Below are 14,588 nucleotides of genomic sequence, written 5' to 3'. Positions count from 1 at the left end.
AATTCGTTGTCCGGCCACGGTATCTGACCGTGGCGGTGCTCAATGGGTCAGGCTTTGTCTGCCGCGATGCGGTTGCCCCAGGCTTTGGCGGTTCGGGTCAGCGCTTCTTCGTCCATGCGGGTAAGGCGTTTGTCCTGCAGCAATGGCTTGCCGGCGACCCAGACGTGCGTGACGCAGTCGCGACCCGTCGCATAAATAAGCTGTGACACCGGGTCGTAGACCGGCTGTTGCGCCAGGCCCGAGAGGTCGAACGCGACCATGTCGGCGGCCTTGCCGATTTGCAGCGAGCCGGTGTGATCGTCGATGCCCAGGGCGCGGGCGCCGTTCAGCGTGGCCATGCGCAGCGCACGGTGGGCGTCCAGCGCAGTGGCCGAGCCGGCCACCGCCTTCGCCAGCAGCGCGGCGGTGCGGGTTTCGCCGAGCAGGTCCAGGTCGTTGTTGCTGGCCGCGCCGTCGGTGCCGATGGCGACGTTGACCCCGGCCTGCCACAGGCGCTCGACCGGGCAGAAGCCGCTGGCCAGTTTCAGGTTCGATTCGGGGCAGTGAATGACGCTGGAGTTGCTTTCGACCAGCATCGCCAGGTCGTCATCGCTGATCTGGGTCATGTGCACCGCCTGGAAACGCGGGCCCAGCAGGCCCAGACGCTGCAGTCGGGCGATGGGCCGTTCCTGGCGTTGCTGAACGGCCTCGTGTACTTCAAAAGCGGTTTCGTGAACATGCATCTGGATCATTGCATCCAGTTCATCGGCGATGACCCGGATCTTCTCCAGGTTCTCGTCGCTGACGGTATAAGGCGCGTGGGGCCCCATGGCGATCTTGATGCGATCGTGGTGGGCGAGGTCGTTGAACAGCTCGATACCGATGTGCAGCGATTCATCGCTGTTGCGCGCGCCCGGTATCGGGAAGTCCAGCACCGGCACGGTGATCTGTGCGCGAATGCCACTGTTGTGCACCCGCTCGCAGGCGACCTTCGGAAAGAAATACATGTCGGAGAAGCAGGTGATGCCACCTTTCAACTGCTCGGCAATGGCCAGATCGGTGCCGTCGCGGACGAAATCCTCATCGACCCATTTCGCCTCGGCTGGCCAGATATGGTCCTGCAGCCAGGTCATCAACGGCAGATCGTCCGCCAAGCCGCGGAACAGCGTCATGGCCGCATGGCCGTGGGCGTTGATCAGCCCGGGACTGAGCAGCATGCCCGGCAACTCGCGCACTTCGATGGCCGGCTGGCGCAGGGCCTCGGCGCGGGGGCCGATGTAAACGATCAGGCCATCGCGGATGCCGATTCCGTGCTGCTTCAACACAACGCCGGCGGGTTCGACCGGTACCAGCCAGTCCGGCAGCAACAACAGGTCGAGCGGGGCAGCGGAATGGGGCATGGGGCGGGCATCCAATGGCTTATTACGGGGACGGCGAAGTATACCCGAGCGTCTTCGCAGGCGGCTCGCTATAATCGGCGGCTTTTTAAGGTGCTGGCGATTTGCTTCTTTGCACCGTCGCTGTGGCGGCAGCTTTTCAAAAATTCATCAAGTGGGGTGTGCAATGCGCGATCGATTACTGGCTGCGGAGAAGGTAAAGGCCATCGATTGGCGGGACGGCACGTTGCATCTGCTCGATCAGCGGGTCCTGCCCTTCGAAGAAACCTGGCATCCCTACACCACAGCTGAAGGCGTGGCCGAAGCCATTCGCACGATGGTTGTGCGCGGCGCGCCAGCCATCGGTATCAGTGCGGCCTACGGCATCGTATTGGCGGTCATTGATCGTCTGGCCGAAGGCGGTGACTGGCAGATGGCCCTGGAAGAAGACTTCGACCTGCTGGCCAACTCCCGGCCCACGGCGGTCAACCTGTTCTGGGCGCTGAATCGCATGCGCGAACGCCTGTATCGCCTGAAGGATCATGAAGATCCGCTGAAGGCCATGGAAGCCGAAGCCGTGGCCATTCACTTGAGTGACCGCGAAGCCAATCTGACCATGGCGCAACTGGGTGCCGAGCTGATCCGCAAGCACCAGGGCAATCTGCAGACCGTGCTGACCCACTGCAACACCGGCGCGCTGGCCACAGGCGGTTTTGGTACCGCGCTTGGCGTCATCCGCGCGGCACACCTGGAAGGCATGATCGAACGCGTTTACGCCGACGAAACCCGTCCCTGGCTGCAGGGCTCCCGTCTGACCGCGTGGGAATTGGTCAACGAAGGCATTCCGGTCACCCTCAATGCCGACTCCGCGGCCGCGCACCTGATGAAAACCAAAGGCATCACCTGGGTCATCGTCGGCGCCGACCGCATCACCGCCAATGGCGACGTCGCCAACAAGATCGGCACTTACCAGTTGGCGGTGGCGGCGATGCACCACGGCGTGCGCTTCATGGTCGTGGCGCCGAGCTCGACCATCGACATGAACCTTGCCAGTGGCGACGACATTCCCATCGAAGAGCGCGACGGCCGTGAATTGCTTGAAGTCGGCGGCAAGCGCGTGGGTGCCGACGTCGACGCCTTCAACCCTGTGTTCGATGTGACGCCCGCCGATCTGATCGACGCCATCGTCACCGAGAAGGGCATCGTCGAACGCCCCGACACGACCAAAATGGCTTTGTTGATGTGCCGCAAACGCCTGCATTGATCACCCCGCAGCCGATAATGCCATTCGTCGCCAAACGCGCTATCGGGCTCTGTGAGCGCGTATCAGGCGTCTGCTGGCGAAATGGCGTGTTCACGGCGCCTGCAAAGACTTCGTGCCTGACGGCGATTGTGGTACCATCCGGCGGTTTCCAAAGGGGCGCATGGCGACCCTTATGACTGCGCACATTCATGGCATAACTCGCTGATTTGTCGTAAGTCGTTGCCTGACAATCGTCGGCAGCGGCAAGCCTTGTTCATCCCGGATGGCTGAGCGAGGTTTCACCAGAAAAAGGAATCAGGCTTCTCATGGGCGAACTGGCCAAAGAAATCCTCCCGGTCAATATCGAAGACGAGCTGAAGCAGTCCTACCTCGACTACGCGATGAGCGTCATCGTCGGACGAGCTCTGCCCGATGCGCGCGACGGCTTGAAGCCCGTGCACCGGCGGGTACTGTTCGCGATGAGCGAACTGGGTAACGACTGGAACAAGCCGTACAAGAAATCCGCCCGTGTGGTCGGTGACGTTATCGGTAAGTACCACCCGCATGGCGACACCGCGGTCTACGACACCATCGTTCGTATGGCCCAACCCTTTTCCCTGCGCTACCTGCTGGTAGACGGCCAGGGCAACTTCGGTTCGGTGGACGGCGACAATGCCGCTGCCATGCGATACACCGAAGTGCGCATGACCAAGCTGGCCCATGAGCTGCTGGCCGACCTGCACAAGGAAACCGTGGACTGGGTGCCGAACTACGACGGCACCGAACAGATTCCTGCGGTCATGCCGACCCGTATTCCCAACCTGCTGGTCAACGGCTCGAGCGGCATCGCCGTAGGCATGGCGACCAACATTCCGCCGCACAACCTCGGTGAAGTCATCGACGGCTGTCTGGCGCTCATCGACAACGGCGACCTCACCGTCGACGAGTTGATGCAGTACATCCCCGGCCCCGACTTTCCGACTGCCGCGATCATCAACGGTCGTGCCGGCATCGTCGAAGCCTACAAGACCGGCCGTGGCCGCATTTATATGCGCGCCCGCTCCATCGTCGAAGACATCGACAAGGTCGGTGGTCGCCAGCAGATCGTCATTACCGAGCTGCCGTACCAGCTGAACAAGGCCCGTCTGATCGAGAAGATCGCCGAGCTGGTCAAAGAGAAGAAGCTCGAAGGCATCACCGAGCTTCGCGACGAGTCCGACAAGGACGGCATGCGCGTGGTCATCGAGCTGCGTCGCGGCGAAGTGCCTGAGGTCATCCTCAACAATCTCTACGCTCAGACCCAGCTGCAAAGCGTCTTCGGCATCAACATCGTTGCGCTGATCGACGGCCGCCCACGCATCCTGAACCTCAAGGACCTGCTGGAAGCCTTCATTCGTCACCGTCGTGAAGTCGTTACCCGCCGCACCGTGTTCGAACTGCGCAAGGCCCGCGAGCGGGGTCACATCCTCGAAGGTCAGGCCGTTGCCCTGTCGAACATCGACCCGGTCATCGCCCTCATCAAAGCCTCGCCGACCCCGGCTGAAGCCAAAGAAGGCCTGATCAGCACGCCGTGGGAATCCAGCGCCGTGGTCGAAATGGTCGAGCGCGCAGGCGCCGAATCGTCCCGCCCGGAAAACCTCGATCCTCAGTACGGCATGCGTGACGGCAAGTATTTCCTGTCGCCGGAACAGGCTCAGGCGATCCTCGAGCTGCGTCTGCACCGCCTGACCGGTCTGGAACACGAAAAGCTGCTGACCGAGTACCAGGAAATCCTGACTCAGATCGGCGAGCTGCTGCGCATCCTCAACAGCGCTACGCGCCTGATGGAAGTCATCCGCGAAGAGCTGGAGCTGATTCGCGCCGAATACGGCGATGTGCGCCGCACCGAGATCCTCGATGCGCGCCTGGACCTGACCCTCGGCGACATGATCCCCGAAGAAGAGCGCGTCGTGACCATCTCCCACGGTGGCTACGCCAAGACTCAACCGCTGGCCGTTTATCAGGCCCAGCGTCGCGGTGGCAAAGGCAAATCGGCCACCGGCGTCAAGGATGAGGACTACATCGCTCACCTGCTGGTCGCCAACAGCCACACCACGCTGCTGATGTTCTCCAGCAAGGGCAAGGTGTACTGGCTCAAGACCTACGAGATCCCGGAAGCGTCCCGCGCTGCCCGTGGTCGTCCGCTGGTCAACTTGTTGCCGCTGAGCGAAGGCGAATACATCACCACCATGCTGCCGGTCGACCTCGAAGCCATGCGCAAGCGCGCTGACGAAGAAGAAGCCGAAGGCGTGGAAGCCGACGCCGAAGACCTCGAGAACAGCAACGAGACCGAAGAAGAGCGCAAGGCGCGCATCAAGGCCGCCGACAAGAAGAAGGCGCCGTTCATCTTCATGTCGACCGCCAACGGTACCGTCAAGAAGACCCCGCTGGTGGCGTTCAGTCGTCAACGCAGCGTCGGTTTGATTGCGCTTGAGCTGGACGAAGGCGACATCCTGATTTCCGCGGCCGTCACCGATGGCGAGCAGGAAATCATGCTGTTCTCCGACGGTGGCAAGGTCACCCGCTTCAAGGAATCCGAAGTGCGCGCCATGGGCCGTACGGCTCGCGGTGTGCGCGGCATGCGTCTGCCGGAAGGGCACAAGCTGATTTCCATGCTCATTCCGGAGCAGGGCAGCCAGATTCTCACCGCTTCCGAGCGTGGCTACGGCAAGCGCACCGCGATCACTGAGTTCCCTGAGTACAAACGTGGCGGTCAGGGCGTCATCGCCATGGTCAGCAACGAGCGTAACGGCCGTCTGGTCGGCGCGGTTCAGGTGCAGGACGGCGAGGAAATCATGCTGATTTCCGACCAGGGCACGCTGGTGCGTACCCGCGTTGGCGAAGTATCGAGTCTGGGCCGTAACACCCAGGGCGTGACCCTGATCAAACTGGCCAAGGACGAGAAACTGGTCGGTCTGGAGCGCGTGCAGGAGCCATCGGAAGTCGAAGGCGAAGAGCTGGAAGGCGAAGAGCTGGAAGGCGAAGCGTTCGAGGGCGAAGAGGTTGATGGCGACGTGATTGGCGCCGTCGACACCGACGAGTCCGCTGACGATGTGCAGGCGGATCCCGCGGCTGACGAAGAAGAGCCGCAGGAGTAACGCTGAGAGGGGGCTGGTGATCCGGCCCCCTCCTTAGAATTATGGGGCGCACGCTGTCAGGCAGACCGCTTTCGCGATCGTCGCAAACTCCGATTGCTCCTACAGTCGATCTCAGCGCTCGACCAGAGAACGTCTGTAGGAGCAATCGGAGGTAACGACGGTCGCGATGCGGATCTTCTGACACAATACAGTCCCTGTTTCGCACTTCCCCGCATTTCACCCGTTCCAAATTAATTCAGTGACACGACGAGAGTGGATATGAGCAAGCGAGCCTTTAACTTCTGCGCAGGTCCTGCCGCGCTCCCTGAAGCTGTTCTGCTGCGTGCCCAGGCCGAACTTCTGGACTGGCACGGCAAAGGCCTGTCCGTCATGGAAATGAGCCATCGCAGCGACGAGTTCGTCTCCATCGCCACCAAGGCGGAGCAGGATTTTCGCGATCTGCTGTCTGTCCCCTCCAATTACAAAGTGCTGTTTCTTCAAGGTGGCGGCAGTCAGCAATTCGCTCAGGTTCCGTTGAACCTGCTGCCGGAAAAAGGCACGGCCGACTACATCGACACCGGCATCTGGTCGCAGAAAGCCATTGAAGAAGCATCGCGCTACGGCAACATCAATGTCGCCGCCAGCGCCAAACCTTCCGACTACTTTGCCATTCCCGGTCAGAACGAGTGGAAGCTGTCGAAAGACGCGGCCTACGTTCACTACGTGCTCAACGAGACCATTGGCGGTCTGCAATTCAACTGGATTCCGGATACCGGTGACGTGCCGCTGGTGGCAGACATGTCCTCGGACATCCTCTCGCGCCCTGTCGACGTCTCGCGTTTCGGCATGATCTTCGCCGGTGCCCAGAAGAACATCGGCCCGAGTGGCATCGTCGTGGCAATCATCCGCGAGGACCTGCTGGGTCGCGCGCGTTCGCTGTGCCCGACCATGCTCAATTACAAGGTCGCGGCCGACAACGGCTCCATGTACAACACGCCACCAACGCTGGCCTGGTACCTGTCCGGTCTGGTCTTTGAATGGCTGAAAGAGCAGGGCGGCGTCGAGGCCATGGCCACGCGCAATGAACTCAAGCAACGCACGCTGTACGACTTCATCGACGCCAGCGGTCTGTACAGCAACCCGATCAACCCGTCCGACCGCTCGTGGATGAACGTGCCGTTCCGTCTGGCCGATGATCGCCTGGACAAGCCGTTCCTCGCGGGTGCCGAAGCGCGCAACCTGCTCAACCTCAAAGGCCACCGTTCTGTCGGCGGCATGCGCGCGTCCATCTACAATGCCATCGACCTCAGTGCGGTCAACGCCCTGACCGCGTACATGGCAGAGTTCGAGAAGGAACACGGCTAATGTCTGAACAAGAGCTCAAGGCACTGCGGGTCCGCATCGACAGCCTGGACGAAAAGGTTCTGGAACTGATCAGCGAGCGCGCCCGCTGCGCCCAGGAAGTGGCGCGGGTCAAGATGGCCGAACTGCCGGCAGGCGAAGAGCCGGTGTTCTATCGGCCCGAGCGTGAAGCGGCGGTGCTCAAGCGCGTCATGGAGCGTAACCGTGGCCCGCTGAGCAACGAAGAGATGGCGCGGCTGTTCCGCGAAATCATGTCCTCGTGCCTGGCGCTGGAGCAGCCGCTTAAGGTCGCGTATCTCGGCCCTGAGGGCACCTTCACTCAAGCCGCTGCGCTGAAGCATTTCGGCCACGCCGTGATCAGCAAGCCCATGGCAGCGATCGACGAAGTGTTCCGTGAAGTGGTCGCCGGTGCGGTCAACTTCGGCGTCGTCCCGGTGGAGAACTCCACCGAAGGTGCGGTCAACCACACTCTGGACAGCTTCCTTGAGCACGACATGGTCATCTGTGGCGAAGTCGAGCTGCGCATTCACCATCATCTGCTGGTGGGCGAGAACACCAAGACTGACAGCATCAGCCGCATCTACTCCCACGCCCAGTCCTTGGCCCAGTGCCGCAAGTGGCTGGACGCGCATTACCCGAACGTCGAACGCGTCGCCGTTGCCAGCAACGCCGAAGCGGCCAAGCGGGTCAAGGGTGAGTGGAACTCGGCGGCGATCGCCGGTGATATGGCGGCGGGCCTTTATGGCTTGACGCGGATTGCCGAGAAGATCGAGGACCGTCCGGACAACTCCACGCGCTTCCTCATGATCGGCAATCAGGAAGTGCCGCCGACCGGCGACGACAAGACGTCGATCATCGTCTCGATGAGCAACAAGCCCGGTGCGCTGCATGAGCTGCTGGTGCCTTTCCACCAGAACGGCATCGACCTGACGCGCATCGAGACGCGTCCCTCGCGAAGCGGTAAGTGGACCTACGTATTCTTCATCGATTTCGTTGGCCACCACCGCGACCCGCTGATCAAGGCCGTTCTCGAGCAGATCAGTCAGGAAGCCGTGGCGCTCAAGGTGCTGGGTTCCTATCCGAAAGCAGTGCTTTGATCCTGCGACCGGACTTGCAGCCCCACGGGTTTTTCTGAAGAGGTAAAGCGGTACATGAGCGGCGACTTCCTCGCGCTGGCACAGCCCGGCGTGCAAAAACTATCGCCTTACGTTCCCGGTAAGCCGGTGGACGAACTGGCGCGTGAACTGGATATCGATCCTGCGCGCATCATCAAGCTGGCGAGCAACGAAAACCCCATGGGCGCCAGCCCCAAGGCGTTGCAGGCGATCAAAGACGCACTGGCGGAGTTGACCCGCTACCCTGACGGCAACGGTTTCGAGCTCAAGCAGCGCTTGTCGCAAGCCTGTGGCGTGCAGCCCGAACAAGTGACGCTGGGCAACGGCTCCAACGACATTCTGGAAATCGTCGCCCGCGCCTACCTGGCGCCGGGGCTCAATGCGGTGTTCAGCGAACACGCGTTTGCGATCTATCCGATCGTCACCCAGGCCGTGGGCGCCACCGCCCGCGTCGCCAGGGCGAAAGAGTGGGGTCACGACCTGCCGGCCATGCTCGCCGCCATCGACAGCAACACCCGGGTCGTCTTCATCGCCAACCCGAACAACCCCACCGGGACCTGGTTCGGACCGAGTGCGCTGGCTGACTTCCTCGCGCAGGTGCCCGACAACGTGTTGGTCGTGCTGGACGAGGCCTACATTGAATACGCCGAGGGCGCTGACCTGCCAGACGGTCTCAACTTCCTGAGCGATCACTCGAACCTGCTGGTGTCGCGTACGTTCTCCAAGGCCTATGGTCTGGCCTCTTTGCGCGTTGGTTATGCCCTGTCCTCGCCGGTCGTGGCCGACGTGCTGAACCGCGTGCGTCAGCCATTCAACGTCAACAGCCTCGCACTCGCCGCTGCGTGCGCCGCGCTGGACGACGTTAACTATGTTGCGCAAAGCCGTCAGTTGAATGAAGCCGGCATGCAGCAGCTGGAAGCAGGGCTTGGTCAGATGGGCCTGAGCTGGATTCCTTCCAAAGCCAATTTCATCGCCGTGGACCTGGGCCGCGAAGCCGCTTCGGTCTATCAAGGATTGCTGCGCGAAGGCGTGATCGTTCGCCCGATCGGCGGTTACGGCATGCCCGATCACCTGCGTGTGAGCATTGGTCTGCCGGCCGAGAACAGTCGTTTCCTCGAGGCGTTGAGCAAGGTTCTGGCGCGTGGTTGATGTCACGTCGCTGCAACCTGCTGCGCCTATGATCGGCCGCCTGGTGGTGGTCGGCCTCGGCTTGATCGGTGGTTCGTTCGCCAAAGGGTTGAAGGAAAGTGGCCTGTGCCGCGAAGTCGTGGGCGTCGATCTCGACCCGCAATCGCGAACGCTGGCCGTCGAACTGGGCGTGGTCGATCGCTGTGAAGACAATCTTGCGGCCGCCTGCGTGGGGGCTGACGTCATTCAGTTGGCCGTGCCGATCCTGGCCATGGAAAAGCTCCTCGGCGTGCTGGCGGGCCTGGATCTGGGCAATGCCGTGCTGACCGATGTCGGCAGCGCCAAAGGCAACGTGGTCCGCGCTGCTCGCGAAGCCTTCGGCGTGATGCCGGCGCGCTTCGTGCCGGGTCACCCGATTGCCGGCTCCGAGCAGAGCGGGGTGGAAGCCTCCAACGCCGAGCTGTTCAAACGGCACAAAGTCATTCTCACCCCTCTGGCGGAAACCGATCCGTCGGCGCTGGCGCTGGTCGACCGTCTCTGGTCGGCTCTGGGCGCAGACGTCGAGCACATGCAGGTCGAGCGCCACGATGAAGTGCTGGCGGCGACCAGTCATCTGCCGCACCTCCTGGCGTTCGGTCTGGTGGACTCGCTGGCCAAGCGCAACGAAAACCTCGACATCTTCCGTTATGCCGCGGGCGGTTTCCGCGACTTCACGCGCATCGCCGGCAGTGATCCGGTGATGTGGCATGACATCTTCCTGGCGAACCGCGAGGCCGTGCTGCGCACCCTCGACACCTTCCGCAGTGATCTCGATGCGCTGCGCGACGCCGTGGATGCAGGCGATGGCCACCAATTGCTCGGTGTGTTCACCCGGGCTCGCGTCGCCCGGGAGCATTTCGGCAAGATCCTCGCCCGTCGCGCCTACGTTGAAAAAGCAGCGGGCGCCGACCTGACGTTTATGGCGCAGCCCGGCGGTGTTGTCCGCGGACAGGTTCGCGTGCCGGGTGACAAGTCGATTTCCCATCGGGCGATCATGCTCGGGTCCTTGGCCCAAGGCACCAGCGTCGTCGAAGGTTTTCTCGAAAGCGAAGACGCGCTGGCAACGTTGCAGGCGTTCCGCGACATGGGCGTGGTCATCGAAGGGCCGCACCACGGTCGCCTGACCATTCATGGCGTCGGTCTCAACGGGCTTCAACCGGCGCCGGGGCCGCTTTATCTGGGTAACTCGGGCACTTCTATGCGGCTGCTCTGTGGCCTGTTGGCCGCGCAGCGATTCGACAGCGTGCTGACTGGCGATGCCTCGCTGTCTCGGCGCTCGATGACCCATGTCGTTGAGCCATTGCGCCAGATGGGCGCCATGATTGAAACCGCAGAGGACGGCCGGCCGCCGCTGACCCTTCGCGGCGGGCAGGGTCTTCAGGCCATCCGCTACGACATGCCGTTGCCCAGCGCTCAGGTGAAATCCGCGCTGTTGCTCGCCGGTCTCTACGCAAATGGCACAACGATGGTGCATGAGCCCGCGCCGACCCGGGACCACACCGAGCGCATGCTGCAAGGCTTCGGTCATTCGGTTGCCGTTCATGACGGGACAGTGGCGCTGCAGTCAGGGGTTGAACTCAAGGCCGCACCCATCGAAGTGCCCGGAGATATCTCCTCGGCGGCGTTCTTTATGGTGGCAGCGTCCATTGCCGAAGGCTCCGACCTGATTCTGGAAGGCGTGGGTGTCAACCCGACGCGCTCCGGCGTTATCGATATCCTGCGCCTGATGGGCGCGGACATCACGCTGCACAACCCGCGCGATGCGGGCGGCGAGCCGATGGCTGATCTGCACGTGCGCCCTGCGCGCCTCATGGGTATCGACGTTCCACGGACGCTGGTGTCTCTGGCGTTCGACGAGCTTCCAGCACTCTTTATTGCCGCCGCGTGCGCGGAAGGGCGAACAGTGTTTTACGGTGTCCAGGGCTCACGCGTCAGGGAATCCGGCCGTCTTGAGGCCATGGCCGACGGTCTGGCGACGCTCGGTATAAACGTTGAATCCACCGCAGATGGCATCATTATTGATGGTGGAACCGTTGGCGGTGGTGAAATCAATGCGCAGGGTGATCACCGTATCGCCATGGCATTCAGTATCGCGTCGTTGCGCGCGGCCAGTCCGATCCGCATCCGGGACTGCGCCAATGTGGCGACTTCATTTCCCAGTTTCCTGACGCTGTGTGCTCAGGTGGGTATTCGTGTAACGCAAGAGGGGCAATCGTGAAAGTTCAAGCTCCGGTCATAACGATCGACGGACCCAGCGGTTCCGGGAAGGGCACGGTGGCCGGCAAGCTGGCCAAACGTCTGGGCTGGTCCCTGCTGGATTCCGGCGCGCTGTATCGGTTGCTGGCCTTTGCGGCCGTCAACCATGGCGTCGACCTGACCAATGAAGAAGCATTAAAGCTGCTGGCTGCGCATCTGGACGTGCAGTTCATGGCAGCGACCGACGACCACGGTCAGCGCATTATCCTGGAAGGGGAGGACGTCACGTCAGCCATCCGCAATGAGCATGTCGGCAGCGGCGCGTCGCAGGTGGCCTCGTTGCCGGCTGTCCGCGAAGCACTGCTGCAGCGCCAGCGGGCTTTTCAGGAGTTTCCGGGCCTGATTGCCGACGGCCGCGACATGGGCACGGTGGTCTTTCCCGGCGCGCCACTGAAGATTTTTCTGACGGCCAGCGTCGACGAGCGTGCCCGTCGGCGATATTTGCAGTTGAAGGCCAAGGGTGACGATGTTAGTCTGCCGAGTCTGCTAGATGAGATCCGTGTCCGCGACGAGCGCGACACCCAGCGAGCGGTAGCCCCGCTCAAGCCGGCGCATGACGCCATTCAGCTGGATTCCACCGAATTGTCCATCGAGCAGGTGCTTGAACGCATCCTGAGTGAAGTCGCACTCCGCGATCTCGCCGGATGACCAGAAAGCCACGTGGGAGACCAGTCATAGTCCCGCAGGCTTTCTTTCATATGAACGAAACCCACGTTGTCTGGAGCGTGGCAGATGGGCGTATTCTTCGCCCTTATCAACAGGAATTAAAATGAGCGAAAGCTTTGCTGAACTTTTCGAAGAAAGCCTAAAGACTCTTAACCTTCAGGCCGGTTCGATCATCACCGCGATCATCGTCGATATCGATTACCAGGCTGGTTGGGTCACCGTTCACGCTGGTCTGAAGTCTGAAGGCCTCATCCCGCTGGAGCAGTTCCACAACGATGCTGGCGAGCTGACCATCAAGATTGGCGATGAAGTCCACGTTGCGCTGGACGCGGTCGAAGACGGCTTTGGCGAAACCAAGCTGTCCCGCGAAAAAGCCAAGCGTGCTGAGTGCTGGATCGTTCTGGAAGCGGCTTTCGCAGCTGAGGAAGTGGTCAAGGGCGTTATCAACGGTAAGGTTAAAGGCGGCTTCACAGTCGACGTTAACGGCATCCGTGCGTTCCTGCCAGGTTCTCTGGTTGACGTCCGTCCAGTGCGCGACACCACGCACCTGGAAGGCAAAGAGCTGGAATTCAAGGTCATCAAGCTGGACCAGAAGCGCAACAACGTTGTCGTTTCCCGTCGCAGTGTCCTGGAAGCCGAAAACAGCGCCGAGCGCGAAGCTCTGCTGGAATCGCTGCAGGAAGGCCAACAGGTCAAGGGTATCGTCAAGAACCTCACCGATTACGGCGCATTCGTCGATCTGGGTGGCGTCGATGGCCTGCTGCACATCACCGACATGGCCTGGAAGCGCATCAAGCATCCATCGGAAATCGTCAACGTTGGCGATGAGATCGATGTAAAGGTCCTGAAATACGATCGCGAGCGCAATCGTGTTTCCCTGGGTCTGAAGCAACTGGGTGAAGATCCATGGGTTGCTATCAAGGCTCGTTACCCGGAAGGCACTCGCGTTACCGCGCGTGTTACCAACCTGACCGACTACGGCTGCTTCGCAGAGCTGGAAGAAGGCGTGGAAGGCCTGGTACACGTTTCGGAAATGGACTGGACCAACAAGAACATCCACCCGTCGAAAGTCGTTCAGGTTGGCGACGAAGTGGAAGTCATGGTTCTGGACATCGACGAAGAGCGTCGTCGTATCTCCCTGGGCATCAAACAGTGCAAATCTAACCCGTGGGAAGATTTCTCTGGCCAGTTCAACAAGGGCGACAAGATCTCCGGCACCATCAAGTCGATCACCGATTTCGGTATCTTCATTGGTCTGGACGGCGGCATCGACGGCCTGGTTCACCTGTCCGACATCTCCTGGAACGAAGTGGGCGAAGAAGCCGTACGCCGTTTCAAGAAAGGCGACGAGCTTGACACCGTGATCCTGTCGGTTGATCCAGAGCGTGAGCGCATCTCGCTGGGTATCAAGCAGCTGGAAAGCGATCCGTTCTCCGAGTATGTCACTGTCAATGACAAAGGCGCTATCGTCCGCGGTATCGTTAAAGAAGTTGACGCCAAAGGCGCCATCATCACTTTGGCCGACGACATCGAAGCGACCCTCAAAGCCTCCGAAATCAGCCGTGACCGCGTTGAAGACGCGCGTAACGTTTTGAAAGAAGGCGAAGAGATCGAAGCCAAGATCATCAGCGTTGACCGCAAGAGCCGCGTGATCAGCTTGTCCATCAAGTCGAAAGACGTTGAAGACGAGAAAGAAGCGATTCAGAGCCTGCGTAGCAAGCCTGAAACCGCTGAAAGCACTGGTCCTACCACTCTGGGTGACCTGCTGCGTGCTCAAATGGAAAAACAGAACTGAGTTCTGTCTGACCATTGAAAAAGGGCGACTTCGGTCGCCCTTTTTTGTGGGCGGGTGATTTTGCGCTGTGTTCGGCCAATGCCTGTTGAGGATCTTCAATCTCCACTCATTTAAGTCTGGACATACTCTGTTCAAATCCTTCTGGTCATGCTAAAACCTTCAAAGCGCTTTACCTAGCTGCTTGAAAAAGAAGGGAAAAATATGACGAAGTCGGAGTTGATCGAACGAATTGTCACCCATCAAGGACTGCTCTCATCCAAGGATGTGGAGTTGGCCATCAAGACCATGCTCGAGCAGATGTCGCAGTGCCTGGCGACGGGCGACCGTATTGAAATACGCGGCTTCGGCAGCTTTTCCCTGCACTATCGCGCACCTCGCGTAGGCCGCAATCCGAAGACAGGTCAGTCTGTCAGCCTCGACGGCAAGTTCGTACCTCACTTCAAACCAGGCAAAGAGCTCCGCGACCGGGTGAACGAAGAAGAGGAGCATGAGCTCCAATAGCTCTTTGAGGAG

Annotated in this window: 10 protein-coding genes; 9 read left to right on the top strand and 1 reads right to left on the bottom strand. The window is 60.9% G+C overall.

The genetic code is table 11. The annotated features are described in order from the left end of the window. Nucleotides 1-47 precede the first annotated feature (47 nt). Nucleotides 48-1,379, bottom strand: coding sequence for a TRZ/ATZ family hydrolase (locus ABEH28_RS16795; RefSeq protein ID WP_282367515.1), 1,332 nt, complete (start codon nucleotides 1,377-1,379; stop codon nucleotides 48-50). 163 nt (nucleotides 1,380-1,542) lie between these two features. Between ABEH28_RS16795 and mtnA the strand changes: the two genes are divergently transcribed. The 9 genes from mtnA (at nucleotide 1,543) to ihfB (ending at nucleotide 14,576) form a co-directional block, all read left to right on the top strand. Further along, a complete protein-coding gene (gene mtnA / locus ABEH28_RS16790) occupies nucleotides 1,543-2,619 on the top strand; it encodes an S-methyl-5-thioribose-1-phosphate isomerase (RefSeq protein WP_282367513.1) in 1,077 nt (358 codons plus the stop codon). Between the two features lie 305 nt (nucleotides 2,620-2,924). Beyond that, a complete protein-coding gene (gyrA, locus tag ABEH28_RS16785; protein ID WP_346630599.1) occupies nucleotides 2,925-5,735 on the top strand; it encodes a DNA gyrase subunit A in 2,811 nt (936 codons plus the stop codon). Nucleotides 5,736-5,993: 258 nt separating this feature from the next. Then, on the top strand, nucleotides 5,994-7,079 hold the full coding sequence (gene serC / locus ABEH28_RS16780) for a 3-phosphoserine/phosphohydroxythreonine transaminase (protein ID WP_346630598.1): 1,086 nt from the start codon (nucleotides 5,994-5,996) through the stop codon (nucleotides 7,077-7,079). After that, nucleotides 7,079-8,173, top strand: a complete 1,095-nt coding sequence (gene pheA, locus ABEH28_RS16775; RefSeq protein ID WP_192172818.1) for a prephenate dehydratase — start codon at nucleotides 7,079-7,081, stop codon at nucleotides 8,171-8,173. Before serC ends, pheA begins: the two co-directional genes overlap by 1 nt. Nucleotides 8,174-8,227: 54 nt before the next feature. Next, entirely contained in the window at nucleotides 8,228-9,340 is a 1,113-nt protein-coding gene (hisC, locus tag ABEH28_RS16770) for a histidinol-phosphate transaminase (protein WP_346630597.1), read from the top strand. Nucleotides 9,341-9,368: 28 nt separating this feature from the next. After that, nucleotides 9,369-11,576, top strand: a complete 2,208-nt coding sequence (locus tag ABEH28_RS16765) for a bifunctional prephenate dehydrogenase/3-phosphoshikimate 1-carboxyvinyltransferase (protein ID WP_346630707.1) — start codon at nucleotides 9,369-9,371, stop codon at nucleotides 11,574-11,576. Next, nucleotides 11,573-12,262: a (d)CMP kinase gene (gene cmk, locus ABEH28_RS16760; protein WP_065992981.1), complete on the top strand. Its 690-nt coding sequence runs from the start codon at nucleotides 11,573-11,575 to the stop codon at nucleotides 12,260-12,262. The genes ABEH28_RS16765 and cmk overlap by 4 nt, the downstream gene beginning before the upstream one ends. Before the next feature lie 121 nt (nucleotides 12,263-12,383). Continuing rightward, a complete protein-coding gene (gene rpsA / locus ABEH28_RS16755; protein WP_065992985.1) occupies nucleotides 12,384-14,075 on the top strand; it encodes a 30S ribosomal protein S1 in 1,692 nt (563 codons plus the stop codon). A 201-nt stretch (nucleotides 14,076-14,276) separates the two neighbouring features. Further along, nucleotides 14,277-14,576, top strand: a complete 300-nt coding sequence (ihfB, locus tag ABEH28_RS16750) for an integration host factor subunit beta (RefSeq protein ID WP_037011901.1) — start codon at nucleotides 14,277-14,279, stop codon at nucleotides 14,574-14,576. The last annotated feature ends 12 nt before the right edge of the window (nucleotides 14,577-14,588 follow it).

Source organism: Pseudomonas sp. Ps21-P2 (genome assembly GCF_039672565.1).
GTDB lineage: Bacteria > Pseudomonadota > Gammaproteobacteria > Pseudomonadales > Pseudomonadaceae > Aquipseudomonas.
This window is presented reverse-complemented; position numbering and strand designations above follow the sequence as displayed.

Coding starts and splice junctions, on each gene's coding strand:
- ABEH28_RS16765 (WP_346630707.1), top strand. CDS start 9,369: ATGATCGGCCGCCTGGTGGTGGTCGGCCTCGGCTTGATCGGTGGTTCG.
- mtnA (WP_282367513.1), top strand. CDS start 1,543: ATGCGCGATCGATTACTGGCTGCGGAGAAGGTAAAGGCCATCGATTGG.
- ABEH28_RS16795 (WP_282367515.1), bottom strand. CDS start 1,379: ATGCCCCATTCCGCTGCCCCGCTCGACCTGTTGTTGCTGCCGGACTGG.
- rpsA (WP_065992985.1), top strand. CDS start 12,384: ATGAGCGAAAGCTTTGCTGAACTTTTCGAAGAAAGCCTAAAGACTCTT.
- serC (WP_346630598.1), top strand. CDS start 5,994: ATGAGCAAGCGAGCCTTTAACTTCTGCGCAGGTCCTGCCGCGCTCCCT.
- ihfB (WP_037011901.1), top strand. CDS start 14,277: ATGACGAAGTCGGAGTTGATCGAACGAATTGTCACCCATCAAGGACTG.
- hisC (WP_346630597.1), top strand. CDS start 8,228: ATGAGCGGCGACTTCCTCGCGCTGGCACAGCCCGGCGTGCAAAAACTA.
- pheA (WP_192172818.1), top strand. CDS start 7,079: ATGTCTGAACAAGAGCTCAAGGCACTGCGGGTCCGCATCGACAGCCTG.
- gyrA (WP_346630599.1), top strand. CDS start 2,925: ATGGGCGAACTGGCCAAAGAAATCCTCCCGGTCAATATCGAAGACGAG.